The following is a 19,466-nucleotide window of genomic DNA, read 5'->3' on the forward strand; positions in this document are numbered from 1 at the left end:
CCATGCGGTCAGGTGAGGAACTGCTGCGGCGGGATGCCGAGTTGCTCTGGCATCCGTACTCGTCGTTGACCCAGCCGGCGCCGATGCACCTGGTCACGAGAGCCGACGGGGTTCGCCTGCAGCTCGATGACGGAGCCGGTGGGTCGGTCGAGGCGATCGATGCGATGGCGTCCTGGTGGTGCATGATCCACGGCTACCGGAACCCCGTGCTCGACGAGGCGCTGAAGCGGCAGGTCGACGAGTTCAGCCACGTGATGTTCGGCGGGCTCACGCACGAGCCGGCGATCCGGCTGGCCGAACGGCTGGTGGAGATCAGCCCGGCGCCGATCGAGCACGTGTTCTTCTGCGACTCCGGCTCGGTCTCGGTCGAGGTCGCGATCAAGCTGGCACTGCAGTATCAGGTTGCCCGTGGCAACAACGGCCGGACCCGGATGCTGACGGTGCGAGGCGGGTACCACGGCGACACGTTCGCGCCGATGAGCGTCTGCGATCCGGTGAACGGGATGCACTCGCTGTTCACCGGTGCGCTGAAGGAGCAGGTGTTCGGACCGCAGCCCCCGGCCGGATTTGATCGCGCGGACGACGACCCGGAGTACCTGGCCTGGGCGGTGGCGATGCGGCAGGTCGCGGCGCAGTACGCGGATGAGGTGGCGGCGATCGTCGTCGAGCCGATCCTGCAGGGTGCGGGTGGGATGTATCCGTACAGTCCTGCTTGCTTGAGGCTGTTGCGATCGTTGGCTGATGAGCATGGCTTCCTGCTGATCCTGGACGAGATCGCGACGGGCTTCGGGCGCACGGGGACTTTCTTCGCTTCTGAGCATGCTGGGGTCGATCCGGACATTCTGTGTGTCGGGAAGGCGCTGACCGGCGGGTATCTCTCGATGGCGGCGACGCTTTGTACTACGGACGTCGCGCACACGGTGTCGGGTGGTCCGGGTGGGGCGCTCATGCACGGGCCGACCTTCATGGCGAATCCGCTCGCGTGTGCGGTCGCGCTGGCGAGCATTGATCTGCTGCTGGGGCAGGACTGGGCTGGGCGGGTGGCTTCGATCTCGGCTGGTCTGTCGGCCGGGCTTGCTCCGGCGGCGTCGCTGCCTGGGGTGAAGGATGTGCGGGTGCTGGGTGCTGTCGGGGTTGTGCAGTTGGGTGGGCCGGTGGATGTGAAGCGGATGACGGACGCCGTACTGCGTCGGGGCGTCTGGGTTCGGCCGTTCCGGGATCTCATCTACACGATGCCGCCGTATGTGTGCACCGACGAGGAGATCGCGACGATCGGCCACGCCGTCACCGAAGCGATTGCCGAGGGCAACTGATGGACGCGCAGAGCGCCGGCGACGGCCTCGGCGCGTCCTCGTCGCGGGACGGCACGCCGACGAGTGGTTCGTCGGTGCTGGTGGATTGGCTTGCGCCGAAGGCTGCTGCGCTGGAATCGCGGGGGCTGACGCGGCGGCTGCGGGCGCGGGCGGCGGGCGAAGTACTGATTGATCTGGCTGGGAACGACTATCTCGGTCTTGCTCGTGATCCGCGGGTGGTGGAGGCGGCGGTTGCTGCCGTAAGGGAGTGGGGCACGGGGGCGACGGCTTCCCGACTCGTCACCGGCACGACCGCGCTGCACGCTGAACTGGAGTCCGAGCTTGCGGCTTATGCCGGGCAGGAGACGGGGCTCGTCTTCTCCTCCGGCTACCTGGCCAATCTCGGCGTGATCACCGCGCTCGGTGGTCCCGGCACCCTGCTCATCTCCGACGAGCACGTGCACGCGTCGATGGTGGATGCCTGCCGCCTGTCCCGCTCCCGAGTCGAGATCGCGCCCCACAACGACGTCGAGGCGATCGGCAAAGCTCTTGCCGAACGCAACGAGCCCCACGCGGTCGTCCTCGTCGAGTCCGTCTACAGCGTCCTCGGCGACGCCGCGCCGTTGCCCGCCCTGGCCGCGGTCGCATCGGAGTACGGCGCCGTGCTGCTGGTCGACGAAGCTCACGGCCTAGGTGTAACCGGCGCCGGCCGAGGCTCCGTCGCAGCCGCGGACCTCGCGGGCCTGGACCACGTCATCGTCACCATGACCCTGTCGAAGTCCCTCGCCAGCCAGGGCGGCATCGTCCTCGGCCCGCCCGTACTGCGCGAGCACCTCATCAACCGCGCCCGCTCCTTCATCTTCGACACCGGCCTCAACCCCGCCGCCTGCGCCGCAGCGTTAGCCGCGCTTCAGGTGCTGAGGGAAGAACCCGATCGTCCCAACGCCATCCACACCACGGCCGCCCGCCTAGCCTCCGCCTGCGGCGTCACCCCCGCATCAGGTGCCGTCGTCTCAGTCCCCATGCCCAGCCCCCAGGCAGCCGTCCGCGCCGCCGGAATCTGCCTCTCCGCCGGCGTACGAGTAGGCGTCTTCCGCCCACCCTCCGTCCCCGACGGCATCAGCCGCCTCCGCCTCACCGCCCACGCCGGCCTCTCCGGCCCCGACCTGGACCGCGCCTGCGAGGTCATCCCGGCGGCGATCAAGGAAGTCTCATGACCCAGATCCTGCTCATCACCGGCACCGACACCGGCGTAGGCAAAACAGTCGTCACCGCAGCCCTAGCCGCAACAGCCCTCGGCTCCCGGCGCCCGCCCGCTTCCGACCCCTCCGCTCCGGCACCGCCCGCCTTTCCTTCACCAGGTCCAGCGACCGGTCGTTCGGTTGCTGTGGTCAAGCCGGCGCAGACGGGTGTGAGAGCCGACGAAGCCGGCGACCTCGAGGACGTTCGGCGGTTGAGCGGGGTGACCGATCTCCACGAAGGTGTCCGGCTTCTCGATCCGTTGGCTCCTACGACCGCCGGCCGGCGGCAAGGGGTGCCGCTGCCGTCGGTCGAGGAGCACGCGAAGTTCATCGAGAACCTGACCTTCACCCGCGACCTAGTACTCGTCGAAGGAGCCGGCGGGCTGCTCGTCGGCCTCGACGACGACGGATACGACCTCGCCGACTTGGCCGCTCACCTGACCGTCTCGTTCGCCTTCGTGGTGGTCACCCGCCCCGGCCTCGGCACCCTCAACCACACCGGTCTGACCATCGAAGCCCTTCGCGCGCGAGGTCTACTAATCGCGGGACTAGTCATCGGCTCCTGGCCCGCAGTGCCTGATCTGGCCGAACGCTGCAACCTGGAAGACCTCCCGACGACGACTGGAGTACCAGTCATCGGCCGCGTCCCAGCCGGCGCAGGCTCCCTGTCCCGCGAAGCCTTCACCGCTGCGGCACCGGCTTGGTTCCCCGGCCCTAACACACTGTTCTAACGAGGAAAACAGTGTTTCAGGACGACGTGACCAAGTGCCCGGCTCGCTACGACGAGGAGCTTGGGATGTGGGTCGTAGTCGAACCAGCCGAGGTGCGCGAGGTGCTGCTGGATCCGGAGACCTTCCGCCCCGACAACGCTGTGCTTGCTCACACCGCTCTGAGCGTGAAGGCCTTGCGCGTGCTGCAAGGTGTCGGATTCGCCCTGCCGCCGACGTTGGCCAACAACGCTGGGCCGTCGCATCGCCCGATCCGGGCTGCTGTGGCGCGTTCTTCAGTCCGGCCCGGGTAGCGGCTGTGGAGCCGTTGACCCGTCAGCTGGTTTCCGAGCGCGTCGAGCTGGCTGCTGAGGGGCTGCACTCGGGTCCCGTCGATCTGGTCGAGGTCGTGGCAGCGGAGCCGCCTGCGCTGGTGTTGCTGGACATGCTCGGCCTGCAGGACGTCGACGTACCGGCGTTGAAGGCGTGGAGCCGGGAGTCGCTAGAGCTGTTCTGGGGCTGGCCTGACGAGGATCGGCAGTTGGAGCTCGCGCATAGTGCCGCCGAGTTCTATGGGTGGTTGCGGAAGCGGGTCGCCGCAGCTCGGAAGCTGCCGGGCGACGACCTGTTCGGCGTACTGGTTGAGCTGGGATTGAGCGATGAAGAGGTGTGCGCGGTCGCGTACTTTCTGTTGATCGCCGGGCAGGAGACGACGACTCAGCTGATCTCCACCGCCTTCCACCGGTCGATCGGGCGGGCTGTGGATGAGCCGGCCGCCGTAGTTGAGCAGGTACTTCGGAAGTCCTCGTCCGTGCCGACCTGGCGCCGAGTCACCGCCGCGCCCGTATCTGTCGGCGAGGTGGAACTGCCCGCGGGAGAGCCGGTCCTGCTCGGGCTGACGGGCCACGGTGGTCCGGCCGACCTCGCCTTCGGGCTGGGGATCCACCGCTGCCTTGGTGCGGGACTGGCTCGGCTCGAGGCCCGGGTCGCGCTCGAATGTGCCGCGCCGCTGCTGAGCGCAGTACGGGTTGTTGAGGAGCCGCCGATGATCGACCTGCTGTCGTTCAGGGCTCCGGCGCGGGTGCTGGTCGAGGCTGTGGACAGCGGATTAGAGCCCAGCTGACCTGCACCGATACGCTTTGCGGGTGACCGTTGCTGAGCATGACCTCGTACTCGTCGTCGACTTCGGTGCGCAGTACGCGCAGCTGATCGCGCGCCGCGTGCGCGAAGCGAAGGTGTACTCCGAGATCGTGCCGCACTCGATGCCGGTCGAGGAGATGCTGGCGCGGAATCCGAAGGCGATCATCCTGTCCGGCGGACCGCAGTCCGTGTACGCCGAGGGCGCGCCGCGGGTCGACTCCGGGCTGTTCGAGGCCGGGGTGCCCGCGTTCGGAATCTGCTACGGGTTCCAGGCGATGGCGCAGACGCTCGGCGGCGAGGTACGGCGTACCGGGTTGCGCGAGTTCGGCCGGACCCCGGTCACTGTGAGCGAGGCGGGCACGCTGCTGGCGGGGGTCCCCGAGGACCTGAACGTGTGGATGTCGCACGGTGATGCGGTGCACGCGCCGCCGGCCGGCTTCGCAGTACTGGCTGCTTCGTCGGGCGCGCCGGTTGCGGCCTTCGAGGACCTGGACCGTCGGTTGGCCGGCGTGCAATGGCACCCGGAGGTGCTGCACTCGCAGGCCGGGCAGGCGGTTCTCGAGCACTTCCTCTACGACATCGCCGGCTGCAAGGGCGACTGGACGACCACGAACGTCGTCGACGAGCAGGTCGAGCTGATCCGTCAGCAGGTCGGCGACAAGCAGGTGCTGTGCGCGCTGTCCGGTGGCGTCGACTCGGCGGTCGCGGCCGCGCTGGTGCACAAGGCGATCGGCGACCAACTCACCTGTGTGTACGTCGACCACGGGCTGCAGCGCTCGGGTGAGTCGGAGCAGGTCGAGAAGGACTACGTCGCCGCGACCGGGATCCGGCTCGAGGTCGTGGACGCGGAGGACCAGTTTCTCGGCGCCCTGGCCGGGGTCACGGACCCGGAGGAGAAGCGGAAGATCATCGGCCGCGAGTTCATCCGCACCTTCGAGGCGACCGCGCGGAAGCTGGACGCCGAGCGGCACATCGAGTTCCTGGTGCAGGGCACGCTCTACCCGGACGTGGTCGAGTCCGGCGGCGGCACCGGCACGGCGAACATCAAGTCCCACCACAACGTCGGCGGGCTCCCCGACGACCTGCAGTTCTCGCTGATCGAGCCGCTGCGCACGCTCTTCAAGGACGAGGTCCGCGAGCTCGGCCTCGCCCTCGGTCTGCCCGAGGCGATGGTCTACCGGCACCCGTTCCCGGGCCCCGGTCTCGGCATCCGGATCATCGGCGAGGTCACCAAGGACCGCCTGGAGATCCTCCGCGCCGCCGACCTGATCGCCCGCACCGAACTCACCGCCGCCGGCCTGGACCGCGACATCTGGCAGTTCCCGGTCGTCCTGCTCGCCGACGTCCGCTCCGTCGGCGTCCAGGGCGATGGCCGCACGTACGGTCACCCGGTCGTCCTCCGCCCGGTCACCAGCGAAGACGCGATGACGGCCGACTGGGCCCGCCTGCCGTACGACGTACTGGAGAAGATCTCGACCCGCATCACCAACGAGGTCGACGAGATCAACCGAGTGACGCTGGACATCACCAGCAAGCCGCCGGGCACGATCGAGTGGGAGTAGTTCTTACCCGCTGATGTAGTTCTGCCTGAGGTGATTCACCCACCCGCCCCTTGGGTGGTTCGGTGGGGGGATTGGCGGCGGTGGTTCCGCGCCCCTGCTGTGGTTGGGTCGGCTGGCGTGTTCACCCGCCCGCCCCACGGCTGGTTCGTCGTGGGTTGGTGGCGGTGCTGGGTTCCCCGGGGGCTGGTTCGGCGTGCGGCTGGTTCACCCGCCCGCCCCTTGGGTGGTTCGTTGGTCGGGTAGGTGGCTGTGGTTCCAGCCCCCTGGTGTGGTTGGGTCGGCTGGCGCATTCACCGCTTGTCCCACGGCTGATTCGACGGCAGTTGCTGCTGACCTCACACCTGGCAGGTTTGATCACTCTCGGGGTGCCCTGCGGGCCATAGACGCCGGGTTCGATCTTTTCATGCCGGAACCCACGTTATTTCGCGAGAGGACTCTGTCCGCGCCGAAGAACAGACCGCAGTGGCCCGGGAAGATCACTCGTCCCGAATCATTGGCTGTCAGCCGCGTAGTGTGGCGACGGTACCGAGGAGGCCAACGTGCTCGAGAGAGGCGAGCACGTCGTCGACAGTGCCTGGTGGGTTCTGCCAGGTGTCGGCCATACGTTGCACCTGGGCGTAGACCGCTTGTTGGTTCAAGTCGATCAGGCCGAGCATGAAGTCATCGGCGCTCTGAGCCTCGACGTTCCAGGCTGCCAACTTCTCCTGAGGAAAGTCCTTCGTGTTCTCGGTGACGATTACTTGAGCACTGGCCTTGATGGCTGCGGCAAGGACGTGTCTGTCGTCGGCATCGGGCAGCTCAAGCCCTTCGGTCAGCGGCTCGTAGTCAGTGACGAGGACGTCTCGAATCGCCTTGTTCATGAGTTCTCGGGTGCGATCGAGCTTCCCCGGGTCGAGGTCTGGCCTGTTGACCTTGAGATTGCGGAAGGTCTCATCAAGGATCAGTTCGGTCCACTTCGCCTCGACAAGCCCGGCCTGCGCCACCCTGATGAGCAGATCGCGCAGGCTGTTTGGATAGAGGACGTTGGCGTCGTAGATGACGATGAACGACACGTCAGTACAGGCCCATCTCCCGATTGAGTTCAGTTAGCTCATCGGCAACTTCGCGGCGATCGTGGTCGTCCTTCCGCTTGTAGTCCATCAGGGAGTCGGCGCGCACGCGACGGTGCTTTCCAACCTTGCGGTACTCGATCTCACCGGCATCCAAGAGACCAATGAGATATGGCCGGGAGACATTCAGCAGAGAGGCTGCCTGTTGAGTCGTCAGCTCGGCGTGAGCAGGAACTACCGAGACAGCTTGGCCGGCGGCCATGTGCGCAAGCACCCTGGCCAAGAGTTCCATGGCGCTTCTCGGAACAGCGAGAGTGTCGTCGGGGTCGCCACCGACCACTACGCGAATGTCGCGCTCCTCGGCATGGTTGGCCAAGTAGCGCTTGACTCGCCGCATGGCGACGTCAGCGGCGTGAACCTGGGCGGCGTCCGGCCGGGCGGATCCGAGTTCTGGGGTGCTCATGCGTGTCCTCCTCTATCGATCGCCGGTGCTCGTCGGTGGTCGACAATTGAAGTATCCGCAATAAGTGCAGCAAACGCAACCGACATCTGATCGCGTCTGGCTATCGGAGACGGTCGGTGACGGTAGCTCTCCGTTCCTGGCAGAGAAGCGCCTGTTGTTGGGCCGTGCTCTGGCCTCCCGCGCTCATGGAGACCGGCCTGATGATCTGCCGAGAGGCTGCATCGGATCGCCAGCGAACTAGGAAACAATAGTTGCTAAGGCCTGCGCCTGCGATGCGAAGCCCGGCCGGTCTGCATGGCCCCGGTTTGCTGGAAGGATTGCCTCATGGTTGAGAGAGATGTTGAACGTGAGTACTCGGTGGGCGACTTCGCCGCGAAGCTTCGGCGGCTTGCTGATGCACTGGAGGCCGGGAAGCCGTTCCGGATTCAGATCGCGGGGGAGCGGTTCACCGTGCCGAAGAACGCGCAGGTGAGTGTCGAGCACGAGCGCGGTGACGACGAGGAAGAGGTCGAGTTCCAGGTCAAGTGGAGCCTCGCTGACGCCGGCGAGGAGCCCGAGGACGACTCCGAGGTCTGACGGACGGACCGCAGCACGAGGTCAGGAAGCATCCGCTCCTGCCGCAGCACGAGCCCAGGAAGCAATCGCTTCCTGGGCTCTCTGATTCAGAGAGGGCGCTTGGGCTGCGCGCCGGCGGTTGGTTTGCCGGGCATCCAGTCCGGGACGCCGCCGACTGGTTTCGCGCTAGTTCTGAACTACCTTTGAAACTATGGTCGACCCCGGTAGAAAGACCGTCTGGCTCAGGGTCGCCAACACCGGTCACCCCAAGACGACCGACCAGGCGCGCGGCTAGTCGGACTGAAGGCGTGCCTCCAAGGCTGCGGCTTCTTCGGGGCGGTTGAGGGTTCGTAGCCGGTCGGCAAGGAGCCAGCCGGCGCGATGCCAGAGGTCGTCGCCGGTGGGGATGGTGTTGAAGAGTTCTTCCAGCAGGGTGGCGTCGGTGGTGCCGTGTTCGGCGATGAGGAGGCGGGCGTTGAGGTGCTGGCCCTCGAAACCGCCGCGTTCGTAGGACTCCGCGGCCTGGGTTGTGTGCTGTACGGCGACGGGCGTTTCGCCCTTTTGCAAGGCGAGCATCGCCAGGTCCCAGTGGATGCCGGCCCGTTGGAAGAGGACGGCCTGGTCCGCGGAGGGGAGCGGGTCGAGGATCGGGCGGGCGCGGGACAGGAGTTGTTCGACCAGGTCGAAGTCGCCGCAGTAGCGGGCGGATTGGCCGGCCAGGCGGAGGGCTTGGACGTGTTCGATCGGGAGTTCGGCCGTCTCGAAGTGCTCGGCTGCGGCTAGGAAGGCATCGACCGCCTCCTTGTCGCGGTCCATCCGTTCGAGCAGGGCGCCCTCGTCCTGGCGGAGGGAGCCTAGCCAGTGGGGGTAGGCATCGGGAGGGGCAGCGGCCAGCTGGGCTCGTACGTGGGTCAACGCCGAATCGAGTTCGCCCAACGCGCGATAGGCATCGATCAGTACTGCGCGCGCCTCGGCGAGGAAGCCCGCAAGCTCAGGCGTTCCCTCGAAGACGCCGGAAGCCTCTTCGGCTGTCTCGGCTGCCTCCAGAGCTCGTCCGGTCAGCAGGTACGCGCGAGCCAGATCGACCTGGCACAAGCCGTTGTGGATCTCGTTGCCGGGGAGGCTCACGCCGAGGGCGATCGCCTCCTCCAGGTCGTCGACCGCTTCCGCCGGGCGGTCCAGCAGCGTTCGGATCCGGCCGCGCTGACGGTAGGCCACCGACCTCGGCAGGTCGTCGGCGACGGTCAGCCCGGCCGTCGCGGCGGTCTCGGCGTCCTCGAAGCGGTCCAACTGGGTGAGCAGATTGCTCAGCAGGATCGCCGAGTTCGCCCGTTGCTCGTCGTCGGTCTCGGGCAGTTCGCGCGCCGCGACCAGTTCCCGTACTGCGTCCTCGAACCGCCCGGCCTGTGCGTACATGGTGGCGAGCGAGTCCTGCCAACCCGCCCGGCGCCGAGGTTCGTCGTTCGCGATCAACCAGCGCAGGGGTTCTTCCCCGGTGGCAAGGCCTTCCTCGATCTGGCCGAGGTAGCCGAGGGTCCTGGCGATCCGGGCGCGGTCGCGCAGCAGGCGAACCTCCTCGCCCAGTTCGGCGTACAAAGTGAGCGCTTGGCGCCAGGCTTCCAGCGAGACCTCGGGGTTGTCGTACGAGGCCAGGCCTTGGCCGTCGAGCAGCCGGGCCCGGTCCAGCGGCGTACGGTCGGCCTCCGGGACCTCTCGCTCGAACGCCTGCCAGGCCGCGACGGCCTCATCCCGCCGGTACCCCTGCCAGGCCTCCTCCGCTCGATCCAGCCAGCCACGACCCGTTGGCTCCGGACCCGCGACAACCTCGACAGCCCCAGCAACCGAGGCCGCAGCGGATGCCTGCTGACGAACATGAGCCCGGCGCGCAGTCTCGGACAACGGCAAATAGTCGACCCATGGCTCAGCAGTCAACACCGAGCGAACGACCGAGCTCTGATGCGAAGTCCCGTTGCGCTCATCGAACCGCGCCGCGATCGCCAACGCCCGCTCAGCCAACTCCTCGGCAAGCTGCCCAGCCGGTACGTCGTCCGCCTGCGGCTGCCGGATCATCAGGTCCTGCCCGCTGACCCGTTGCAACGCCAGCGACGCGGCTGCCGCGAAGTACATCTCGGCGAGTGTGCTCGGCGGATCCGCCAGCTCCGGCAGATGCCGTTCGACCAGCTCGATGGCTCGCGTCTGGTTGCCGGTCAGCGCCAGGAACTCCACGTGATCCGAGTAGGAGGTCAGTTCCCCCGGCAGGTTGCGGAGCGCCCGGTATGCCCGACGATGCGCGTCCACCGCCTCGGAATACATGCCCTCGGCAACATAAGCCGGCAGCAGCTCGGTCAGCATCTGCTGCGGCTGCTCCGCACAGGTCAACCGCCCGTCCAGTACGCCGACCGCCAGCGCCACCGCGTCGTCGTTCCGGCCGGTCTGGATCAGGTGCTGCACCTTCGACGTCGGGTCGCACCCGACACAGTCCGACAGGTCGTCCCGCGGCGCGGTGGACCACAGCCGGAACTGCTCCGCAGCCTCCTCCGCATCGCCGACGTGGTTGGCGACGACCCACCGATACTGGTGCACGGCGTGCAGGCTGTGCCCAGCTTCGAGCCACCGCCGCTCCATGTCATCCAGTACTGCGTACGCCTGCCGCAGCGGCACTTCCGGGAACTGGCTCAGCGTGCTCGGCGCGTACTTGAAGGACCACAGGAACGTGTGCGTGTGCTCGCGGAACTTGTCGGGCTGCGCGTCCCAGTCCGCCACACAGCGTGCGAACGGCACCAGCGACTTCCGCGACTCGCCGCCCATCACGTACGACGTGACCAGGCTGAGTCGCGAGGAGAACGCCACGTCCTCGTTCTGCGCCGCGTCCGCCCGGCGGACCACGTCCTCCAGCAGCGCCGACCGCGCCTTCCCGTACGGCGTACTCTCCGCGCGGTGCAGCCGATCCAGCAGGTCGTCGGTCATCGCGGGTCCTCCTGGGTGGGAACGGCCTGGTCGAGCAGGCCGAGGAACGACCGGTTCACCAGGGCGGAATCGGCCGGGCCGATCGGGTGGTAGCCGAGCATCAACGCGTGTCCGTACAAGCCTTCGACCGCCAGCCGGGCGAGCTCGGAATCGCTCAGCGACACCATGCGGCGGACCAACGGGCTGCGGTGGTTCAGTACCAGTTGCGGACGGCCGTCGTCGTGGGTGTCGAGTGCGCCGAGCACCTCGGACCACAACGCGTCGGCCTTGCTCTTGGTGTTGCGGAGCTCGGCGGCGAACTGGGCGGACCGGTCGACCAGGTAGATCGCGGGCAGGCCGGCCGGATCGAACGCTCGCAGCACGACCTCGCAGCCGACGCCGTCGAGCGCCTCCTGGGCCAGCTTCACGAACGGCCGCAACGCCAGTTCGGTGGCCGGATCGAGGGTCTCGAAGCTGGTGCTCAGCTCGGTCGGGTCGAACCGGCTGGTGGTGAGGTCGGGAATCACCTCGGGCAGCCGCTCGATCAGCTCGCTGTCGTAGGTGTAGCCGCCGTTCACCACGGTGATCTGCTGGGCCGCGGCGACCGCTGCCAGCTGGCGGAACTCCTCGATCGTCGCGACGTAACGGATCTCGCCGTGGCGTTCCTGCAGTTCGGCGGCGGTCATCCGGCCGTGGTTGGTCTCGAACCGGAGCCAGCGGTAGACCAGCCGGAGCATCTCGTCGTCGTGCAGCGCGAGCGCCTTCACGCCGAGTTGGTGGATGCCGAGGAAGCGGTCGAGCTTCTGCGGATCCGTGCTGCCGAGCCGGACCAGCCAGCCGCGCAACTGGGTGCCGAGGGCGTCGCGGGTCGCTTCGAGATTGCCGTCGTCGAAGAGGGCCTCGCGGCTCGCGGTCGGCCGGAGTTCGGCGGTGTCGATCACCGCGCGGACGAAGAACGCCCAGTCCGGCAGGAGTCCTTCGACACCTTCCGCGAGCAGCATCCGCTTGAGGTAGACGCGGTGGGTGGCCCGCTCGGTCGGGTTGGCGGGGAACGGGAGGACGAAGGCCACCCCGGTGAGACCGGCCGCCGGGATGTTCAGCGGGATCACGTCGAACGGGGTGAAACCGAGCTTGTCCTGTGCATAGCCGACCAGTTCCGCGCGCTGCGCGGCACCCGTGGCTTCCCAGGGAGCCCGACCGTCCGTGACCTGCTCGCCGTTCACCCGGATCTCCAGCGGAAGCAGAGCGCCGAACAAGCGGATGAGCTCGATGACAGTGGCCTGCTTGAACCACTGCTCGGCTCCACGTCGCGCCCTGAGGGTGACGGTGGTGCCCGTCTCGGACCGGGGATCCGCCTCGGTGATGGAGTAGCGGCCGTCCGCAGTACCGATCCAGCGGGTGGCCGGGCCGTCGGCCGGCTGGGTCAGGACCTCGATCTCCTCGGCGACCATGAACGCCGACAGCAGCCCGATCCCGAACTGCCCGAGGAACTCCGTCCGGGCGAACCCGATCTCGTCCCGCTTCGAGCTCCGGCCGATCGTGGCCAGCAGTTCCCGTACTTCGTCCGGATGCAGGCCGATCCCCGAGTCGGTGATGCTCAGCCGGTCCGCTTCGACCCGCAGGTCGATCCGCCCAGGCGCGTCCGGGTCCTTGCCCCGCCGCGCGGTGATCGCGTCCACGGCGTTCTGGAGCAACTCCCGCAGGTAGACCCGCGGGCTGCTGTACAGGTGATTGCTCAGCAGGTCGACGATCCCATGGAGGTCGACCTGGAAGTTCTCGCTTGCCATCCCCAGCCCTCTCGTGCCCGACCCCCGGCGCCGGGGACACGCTACGCCACTCGGGTAGCAACCCGCCGACCTTTGCGTCCGGGGCTCGGGTCTGAAAAGAGCCGGCAACTGTTCGCCCCGGGTTGGTGACGAAGCGTGCCCGGCGCCGTACCTTGGGAATGGAGCATTGAGCCTGGGGAGGACTTGATGGCGCTCACGGTGGGGACTTTCAATCTGAACAACCTCTTCGACCGGTGGAACTTCGCCGGTGCGGTGGAGGTGCTGGCGAGCGGGTCGAGCACGGTGCCCGCGACGTACACCTTCGACGACGAGCATCGGCGGCGGCTGCAGTTGGACAGCCGCGGCAAGTTGCTGGTGACCAAGCCGGCGGCGGACACGAACCGGGTCGCCGAGCGGCTGCTCGAGCCGGACGTGGACGTGTGGATCGTCCAGGAGATCGAGAACATGGACGTCCTGCGGGAGTTCAACCGCGATCACCTGAACAACAGCTATTCGCACGTGATGGTGATCGACGGCAACGACTCGACCCGGTTCATCGACATCGGGATCCTGTCCCGGCGGCCACTCGGCGGGGTGACCAGCTACCAGCGGGTCTTCCATCCCGACGTGTCGTCGCGGCCGATCTTCTCCCGGGACCTGGTCGAGGTCGAGATCCTGGACAGCAAAGGGCGCAAGCTGCTGACGATCTTCGGGACGCACCTGAAGTCGAAGTTCGTCGACTTCACCGTGCCAAACCCGCTGCAGGCGGCCGCGGACGCGGAGTTGCTGCGGCAGCGGCAGGCGGAGACGATCACCCGGATCATCGCCGCCCGGACCAGCACCCGGCAGCGGTACCTGCTCTGCGGCGACATGAACGACACCCCGGACTCGGCTGCGCTGGCGGCATTCGAGAAGGCGGGCCTCGTCAACGCCCTGCGCGACCCGACCGAGGTCGGAGTGGTGAAGACCAAGGTCGAACTGCCCGCGAGCCCGGCTTGGACCTCGACGTTCAAGGCGTCCGGGCAGCCGCGCTCCTTCGACCTGATCGACCAGATCTGGCTGGGACCGGGGCTGGCGCCCAAGCTGACCGGCGCGTTCATCGGCCGCCGCCGCAAACTGGCCCGCGACGGCACGGACCACGACCCGGCCTGGATCTCCCTCGATCTGTAGCAGCCGGAAAAGTCTTTGCCCGCGAAGCCTACAGTTTTCGGGTGGAAGAGAACCTCGAGGACCTGATCGCCCGGGTGGACACCCTGATCTTCGGTGCCGACCCGGCCCAGGCCCTGGAGCCGTTCGATCGCGCCGTCGCGCGCTACGACGCGGACCCCGATCCGGACCAGCTGGACAGTCTGCTGACCACGTTCGGCTATCTGCTCCTGCAGTTCGACGAGTACCCGGCACTGCCGCGGGGCCGCACGCTGCAGCTTCTCGACGATCTGGAGCGGCGCCACCTCGCGGCCGGGAACAGCTTGCGGATCGTGCACTTCTGCCGCTGGACGATCGCGCATCACCTCGGCCAACGGGAGGCGGCCGAGGCGGCGTACCAGGCCTGGGTGGCGGCGCCGCGGGATGACTTCGCGTGGTGCGAGGGATGCGAGCAGATCTACCAGCTCATCCACTTGATCGAGACCGGGCGCCCCGCGGAGGCGGTCCTGTGGGCAGCGATGGACATCTCCGGCAGTTGTCATAGGCAAGCAAAGTCGGTGCCGGCGATGCTGTTGCCCGCCTACGTCCGGCTGGGAGAGCTGGAGTCGGCGGCCGACGCGCACCTGCAGTCCTATCGGCAGGTCCGTGACGAGCCCGATGACCTCTACCTGCACGCCCATCACATCCGGTTCTGTGCTCTGACCGGCAACTCCGAGCGTGCCAGGGAACTGGTCCAGCGGCACCGAGACGGTATCGACGCGGACGTCTCCCGGTACGACGAACTGCTGTTCTCCGTCGCTGCGGGACTCGCCAACGGAGGCGGCGGCGAGTACGCCGATCGGGCGGCGCGGATCGCCGCCGAGTTTGATCGGCGCAACGGGAACACGTACCAAAGTGAGCTCGTCGCCTGCTTGCTGGCGGAGCAGCCCTGGGTCGAGAGTCTCACTCTGCTCGGCGATGGTGGTTGCGACGAGCAACTAACCGGCCGGCCTCCGGCCAAGGCCATGATCGAGATGGCTCACCGGATGCACCTGGCCGACCGGAACATCCAGGCGGTCGAGATCGGCGAGCAGGTGCTGACCGCGCTGACCGACCCGCAGGTCTTCGAACTGGCCGAGCCGGAAAGCCTGCACGTACTGCGGAACGTCCTGTTCGCCGCCTACCTCGACCTCGACGAGCCCGAGGCGGCTCTGTCCCAGGCCGAGCTGGTGCTGGCGAACGCGCCGGCCGATGCCGGTCCGGACTGGTACGGCATGGTGTTGCGGAAGAAGGGCGAGCTGCTCGAAGGGCTGAACCGGGACCACGAAGCCCTGGAGAGTCTGGTCGCGGCGGCAGCGCAGTACGGGCGGGCGGGGCAGTTGCACGAGCAGGTGGCGGCGCTACGGCTTGCGGCCCAGTCCGCGCGCCATGTCTCTGAGCTGGAGCGAGCCGAGGAGTTACTGACCGAGGCGACGGCTGTCGTGGACAAGCTTCCGGCGGACGATCCGCAGAGCACGACGAGTGACGCCGTGGTGCATTGGGAGTTCGCGCTGGTCCGCGACCTGCAGGGGAGGCTTCCCGAGGCGATCGACCTCGCGACGGTGTCGGCGGAGCTCTACGAATCGGTCGGACAGGTCGAGAGCGCCCAGAACGCCCGGGGGTACGTGGCCGACCGGACGGCGAAGCTCAGGCTTTAGCGAGGGACTGGATGCCGTCGAGCAGTCGGTCCAGGCCGAACCGGTAGGACTCGTCCGCGGCCTCGCGGGTGCCGTCGCCGTACCCCTCGGCGTGCCAGATCGCTGTCATGGTGGGATGCCGCTCGACGTCGAAGTACGTCTCCCACAGGTCGTTCCGCTCGTGCCACCAGGCGTCATGGCTCTGCCTGGTCGACTTCTCCAGTTGCTCGCTCTCGGCCTCGAGCCCGGCGGCGGAGTCGATGTACGTCGTGATCGCCAGCGCCGCCGTGTTCGTCTGCCGCGCGGGCAAACCCAGTACTGCGCACGCGGACAGCAGGTACTCCCGCGCGGCGAGCATGCCTGGTCCCACTGGCGGACGGATCGTGGAGATCCCGGCCAGCCAGGGGTGCCTGCTGAACATGGCGCGGGTCTGGTCGGAGTACAGGTAGATCTGGTCGCGCCAGTCCGCCGGCCTGGGATCGCCGGGGCCGGGGAGATCGCGCTCGCCGAGCACCTGGTCGACCATCAGGTCGAGTAGCTCATCTTTGGACGGCACGTAGGTGTAGAGCGTCATCGTGCCGACACCGAGTTCTTTCGCCACCCCGTTCATCGAGGCTGCGGCGAGCCCTTTCGCGTCGGCGAGTGCGATGCCTGCATCGACCACCTTGTCCAGATCAAGCGTCGGCCGCCGCCCGAGCGCGGGCTTCCCCACCGGAGCCACCGGCCGCTGCTTGCGCCACAACAACGCCAACGTCCGCCCAGCCGCCCCACCCCCGCTGTGCCGCACCGTCCGCCACCGACCTTTCACCGATCCGCCTACCTGGACCACACCTGGGAGCTCGCTCGCGGCCCCGGCCGTTCACCGACCTCCAGCGTCGGCACCGCCTCGACGAACTTTCTCACAGGCACCTGAACCGCATCTTCGTATACCCTACGAGAATATCTCGCGGACCGAAGGAGTGAGCTGATGACCATCCTGGTGACGGGCGCGACCGGCAGCGTCGGACGGCTGCTCGTGGACGAACTGGTGACAGCCGGAGCGCCGGTACGCGCGTTGACGAACAACCCGGCGAAGGCAGCCCTGCCATCCGGTGTCGAAGTGAGCAAGGGATATCTAGGCCGCCCGGAAACCCTCCCGGCCGCCTTGGAAGGCATAGAGACCGTCTATCTCGCACCCCTGCCGCGGTTCGTCGACGACTTCGTCACCTGCGCCCGGCAGGCCGGAGTACGGCGGGTTGTCGTGCTGTCGGGAGAGCCGGCGGAGTACGAAGCGCAGGGAGATCCGGCGAACTGGCACTACTACAAAGTCGAGCGCGCGATCGAGGACGGCGGGTTCGAGTTCGTGCACCTGCGCCCGGGGCAGTTCATGAACAACACGCTGGACTGGGCCGACTCGATCAGGGCCGAAGGGGTGGTGCGAGCGCCGTACCCGCAGGCGGTGCAGACGCCGATCGACCTGGCGGACATCGCGGCGGTGGCGCGCGTAGTACTGCTGGATGAGAGCTACACCGGGCGGAAGTTGACGATGAGCGGGCCGGAGGCGATCACGCAGCCGGAGGAGGTCGCGGCGATCAGCGCGGCGATCGGGCGGGAGGTGAAGTTCGAGGAGTTGACGCGCGAGGAGGCGCTCGCGGTGTGGACGCCTCAGATGGGCGCCGTGTCGGCGGAGTGGTTGCTGGACGGGTTCCGGATGATGTCGGAGTACCTGATGTCGCCCGAGCCGACCGTGCTGGAGGTGACCGGGCGGCCGGCCCTGCCGTACCGGGAGTGGGCCGTCCGCAACGCCGACGCCTTCCGGTGAGTCGGGGTTTGAAAGTCCGGCGAACATGTGTTCGACTATGATCCATGCGATGGGCTGGGCAACGGATCGAGGCGGAGACTCCCGGGACTCTGCCCGGGCTCGCGTCGATCGCGGGGCTGGTGCGGAGCGTGACGACCCCGGAGTTCCAGGGCATCACCTTCCACGAGGTGCTGGCCCGGTCGGCGCTGAACTCGGTGCCGGGGTCGGGGATGCCGTTCAACTGGACGGTCAACCCGTACCGCGGCTGCACCCACGCCTGCCGGTACTGCTTCGCCAGACCGAGCCACCGGTACCTCGAACTGGACCAGGGGCTCGACTTCGACCAGCAGATCGTGGTGAAGACGAACGTGGCCGACGTGCTCCGGCGCGAACTGGCCCGGCCCTCGTGGCGTGGTGAACAGGTTGCTCTGGGCACCAACACCGATCCGTACCAGCGCGCGGAGGGCCGCTACCGGTTGATGCCGGGCATCATCGAAGCGCTGGCCGCCTCCGGTACTCCGCTGTCGATCCTGACCAAGGGGACGCTGCTCCGGCGGGATCTCGGCGTGCTCGCGGCCGCGGCGGAGCAGGTCCCGGTCGGGATCGGGGTGTCGCTGGCGCTCGCCGACGAGGAGCTTCGCAAGCTGGTCGAGCCGGGCGTGCCCTCAGTGCGCGGCCGGCTCGACCTGATCCGCGCGATCCGCGAGGCGGGCCTTCCGTGTGGGGTGATGGTGGCGCCGGTGCTGCCCTGGCTGACGGACTCCGACGAGCAACTCGACCACCTCTTCGGCGAACTGGCTGCGGCGGGCGCGACCGGAGTCACCACGCTGGTCCTGCATCTTCGGCCGGGCGTGAAGGAGTGGTTCATGTCCTGGCTCGCCCAGGAACGCCCCGACCTGGTCAAACGCTATGACGAGTTGTATGCCCGCGGCGCCAACGCTGCCCCCAGCTTCCGGCACGCCTTCGAAGCCAAGGTCCGCCCTCTGCTCGACAAACACGGCTTCGGCAAAGGCTCCCGCCACCGCTCCAAGTCGCCCGGCCGGTCAGATGGAGTAGTAGAAGCCACCGGCCCTGGCTCCAACTCCGGCTGGGGCGAACCAGTAGACACCCGCTTCCGAGGCCCCCGCCAACAACCGGTCAACTACACCCGCCACGCCCCGGCCCAGGTCCCACCCATCACCCCACCACCAGACCAACAAACACTCTTCTGACCAGCCCACCAAGCACCTGAGCCACTCAGCAGTAACCTCAGCCACCGACTACCTGGGGCGGGTTGTCTGCAGTTGCTTCGCCTGCGTCGGTTCCTAGGTGCTGTTTCAGCGTTGGGTGAGGATCTCCGGGCCGTGCTCCGTGATCGCGACCGTGTGTTCGGCGTGCGCACCACGAGTCTGATCAGCGGAGCGAAGCGTCCACCCGTCCTCATCGATGACATAGACGCTGCCAGCACCCAGCCAGAACCACGGCTCGATGGCGATCACGTGCCCGGGCCGGAGTTTCAGGCCGCGGCCGTGATGGCCGCCGTTCGGGACGTGGGGTTCCTCGTGCATCCGGCGCCCGATGCCGTGCCCACCGAAGTCGAGGTTGGTGCCGACGCCTGCCCGCCGGCCGACCTCGCCGATCGCCGCACCCACATCGCCCAGCCGAGCACCCGGTACCGCGGCCGCGATGCCCGCCGCCAGCGCCTGCTCGGTGGTCGCGATCAACTCGAGGTCCTCGGCGCGCGGCGTACCGACGACGAAGCTGGTGGCGGAGTCGGCGCACCAGCCGTCGACCGAGGCGCCGCAGTCGACGTTCAGCAGGTCCCCGTCGGCCAGCCGGACGTCGCTCGGCAGGCCGTGCAGCACCGCGTCATTGACGGAGGTGCAGATGACCCCGCTGAACGGGCTGGTCGCGAACCCGGGCTGATAACCCTCGAACAGCGGCACCGCGCCGGCCGACCGCAGTACGTCGCGGGCGACCTCGTCCAGTTCGCGCAGGGAGACGCCGACGGCGGCCTCCTTCTTTACCGCGGTCAGCGCCGCGGCGACCACCCGGCCGGCCGCGCGCATCTGCTCGATCTCCGCCGCCGTCTTCAGTTCCACCATCGTCTGAGTCCTCAACATCACGTGATAGTTATACCGGTACTTTTATCACGGTCGCGGTTCGGCCACCGCTCTCCAGTGGG

17 protein-coding genes are annotated in these 19,466 nt (G+C 67.8%); 11 read left to right on the top strand and 6 right to left on the bottom strand.

Annotated features, from left to right (window positions below; translation table 11 throughout):
* Positions 1-2: 2 nt before the first annotated feature.
* The 6 genes from bioA to guaA are packed head-to-tail and all read left to right on the top strand — an operon-like array spanning position 3 to position 5,942.
* Positions 3-1,313, top strand: a complete 1,311-nt coding sequence (bioA, locus tag ABD255_RS36490; RefSeq protein ID WP_344221354.1) for an adenosylmethionine--8-amino-7-oxononanoate transaminase — start codon at positions 3-5, stop codon at positions 1,311-1,313.
* A complete protein-coding gene (locus ABD255_RS36495; RefSeq protein WP_344221355.1) occupies positions 1,313-2,509 on the top strand; it encodes an 8-amino-7-oxononanoate synthase in 1,197 nt (398 codons plus the stop codon). The genes bioA and ABD255_RS36495 overlap by 1 nt, the downstream gene beginning before the upstream one ends.
* The gene (bioD, locus tag ABD255_RS36500) at positions 2,506-3,264 is read left to right on the top strand and encodes an ATP-dependent dethiobiotin synthetase BioD (RefSeq protein ID WP_344221356.1); all 759 of its coding nucleotides are present in this window, start codon (positions 2,506-2,508) and stop codon (positions 3,262-3,264) included. The genes ABD255_RS36495 and bioD overlap by 4 nt, the downstream gene beginning before the upstream one ends.
* Positions 3,265-3,275: 11 nt before the next feature.
* A complete protein-coding gene (locus ABD255_RS36505; RefSeq protein ID WP_344221357.1) occupies positions 3,276-3,554 on the top strand; it encodes a hypothetical protein in 279 nt (92 codons plus the stop codon).
* Positions 3,555-3,559: 5 nt separating this feature from the next.
* On the top strand, positions 3,560-4,363 hold the full coding sequence (locus ABD255_RS36510; protein WP_344221358.1) for a cytochrome P450 family protein: 804 nt from the start codon (positions 3,560-3,562) through the stop codon (positions 4,361-4,363).
* Between the two features lie 22 nt (positions 4,364-4,385).
* Positions 4,386-5,942, top strand: coding sequence for a glutamine-hydrolyzing GMP synthase (guaA, locus tag ABD255_RS36515; protein WP_344221359.1), 1,557 nt, complete (start codon positions 4,386-4,388; stop codon positions 5,940-5,942).
* A 500-nt stretch (positions 5,943-6,442) separates the two neighbouring features.
* On the opposite strand, the gene ABD255_RS36520 is transcribed toward guaA, so the two are convergent.
* Both ABD255_RS36520 and ABD255_RS36525 read right to left on the bottom strand, forming a co-directional pair.
* Positions 6,443-6,994 carry a PIN domain-containing protein gene (locus ABD255_RS36520; protein ID WP_344221360.1) on the bottom strand — a complete coding sequence of 184 codons (552 nt, stop codon included), beginning with the start codon at positions 6,992-6,994 and terminating at the stop codon, positions 6,443-6,445.
* 1 nt (position 6,995) lies between these two features.
* Positions 6,996-7,454 carry a helix-turn-helix domain-containing protein gene (locus ABD255_RS36525; protein WP_344221361.1) on the bottom strand — a complete coding sequence of 153 codons (459 nt, stop codon included), beginning with the start codon at positions 7,452-7,454 and terminating at the stop codon, positions 6,996-6,998.
* 324 nt (positions 7,455-7,778) lie between these two features.
* Here ABD255_RS36525 and ABD255_RS36530 point away from each other — a divergent pair, with 324 nt between their 5' ends.
* Positions 7,779-8,030 (top strand): amphi-Trp domain-containing protein, encoded by a 252-nt coding sequence (locus ABD255_RS36530; RefSeq protein WP_344221362.1) that lies wholly within the window; start codon positions 7,779-7,781, stop codon positions 8,028-8,030.
* A gap of 270 nt (positions 8,031-8,300) precedes the next feature.
* Here ABD255_RS36530 and ABD255_RS36535 read toward each other — a convergent pair whose 3' ends face one another.
* Positions 8,301-10,976: a hypothetical protein gene (locus tag ABD255_RS36535; protein WP_344221363.1), complete on the bottom strand. Its 2,676-nt coding sequence runs from the start codon at positions 10,974-10,976 to the stop codon at positions 8,301-8,303.
* Positions 10,973-12,742: an HSP90 family protein gene (locus tag ABD255_RS36540; RefSeq protein WP_344221364.1), complete on the bottom strand. Its 1,770-nt coding sequence runs from the start codon at positions 12,740-12,742 to the stop codon at positions 10,973-10,975. The genes ABD255_RS36535 and ABD255_RS36540 overlap by 4 nt, the downstream gene beginning before the upstream one ends.
* A 186-nt stretch (positions 12,743-12,928) precedes the next feature.
* On the opposite strand from ABD255_RS36540, the gene ABD255_RS36545 reads away from it, so the two are divergent.
* Both ABD255_RS36545 and ABD255_RS36550 read left to right on the top strand, forming a co-directional pair.
* Positions 12,929-13,891: an endonuclease/exonuclease/phosphatase family protein gene (locus ABD255_RS36545; RefSeq protein ID WP_344221365.1), complete on the top strand. Its 963-nt coding sequence runs from the start codon at positions 12,929-12,931 to the stop codon at positions 13,889-13,891.
* A gap of 41 nt (positions 13,892-13,932) precedes the next feature.
* Positions 13,933-15,543 (top strand): tetratricopeptide repeat protein, encoded by a 1,611-nt coding sequence (locus tag ABD255_RS36550; RefSeq protein WP_344221366.1) that lies wholly within the window; start codon positions 13,933-13,935, stop codon positions 15,541-15,543.
* On the opposite strand, the gene ABD255_RS36555 is transcribed toward ABD255_RS36550, so the two are convergent.
* Entirely contained in the window at positions 15,533-16,309 is a 777-nt protein-coding gene (locus ABD255_RS36555; protein ID WP_344221367.1) for a TetR/AcrR family transcriptional regulator, read from the bottom strand. The genes ABD255_RS36550 and ABD255_RS36555 overlap by 11 nt on opposite strands.
* Before the next feature lie 180 nt (positions 16,310-16,489).
* Between ABD255_RS36555 and ABD255_RS36560 the strand changes: the two genes are divergently transcribed.
* Positions 16,490-17,323 (top strand): NmrA family NAD(P)-binding protein, encoded by an 834-nt coding sequence (locus ABD255_RS36560; RefSeq protein ID WP_344221368.1) that lies wholly within the window; start codon positions 16,490-16,492, stop codon positions 17,321-17,323.
* 44 nt (positions 17,324-17,367) lie between these two features.
* Complete coding sequence (locus ABD255_RS36565; RefSeq protein WP_344221369.1) at positions 17,368-18,513, top strand: Rv2578c family radical SAM protein; 1,146 nt, start codon at positions 17,368-17,370, stop codon at positions 18,511-18,513.
* Between the two features lie 105 nt (positions 18,514-18,618).
* Here ABD255_RS36565 and map read toward each other — a convergent pair whose 3' ends face one another.
* On the bottom strand, positions 18,619-19,386 hold the full coding sequence (gene map / locus ABD255_RS36570; RefSeq protein WP_344221462.1) for a type I methionyl aminopeptidase: 768 nt from the start codon (positions 19,384-19,386) through the stop codon (positions 18,619-18,621).
* Positions 19,387-19,466 lie beyond the last annotated feature (80 nt).

Source organism: Kribbella sancticallisti (assembly GCF_039530625.1).
GTDB lineage: Bacteria > Actinomycetota > Actinomycetes > Propionibacteriales > Kribbellaceae > Kribbella > Kribbella sancticallisti.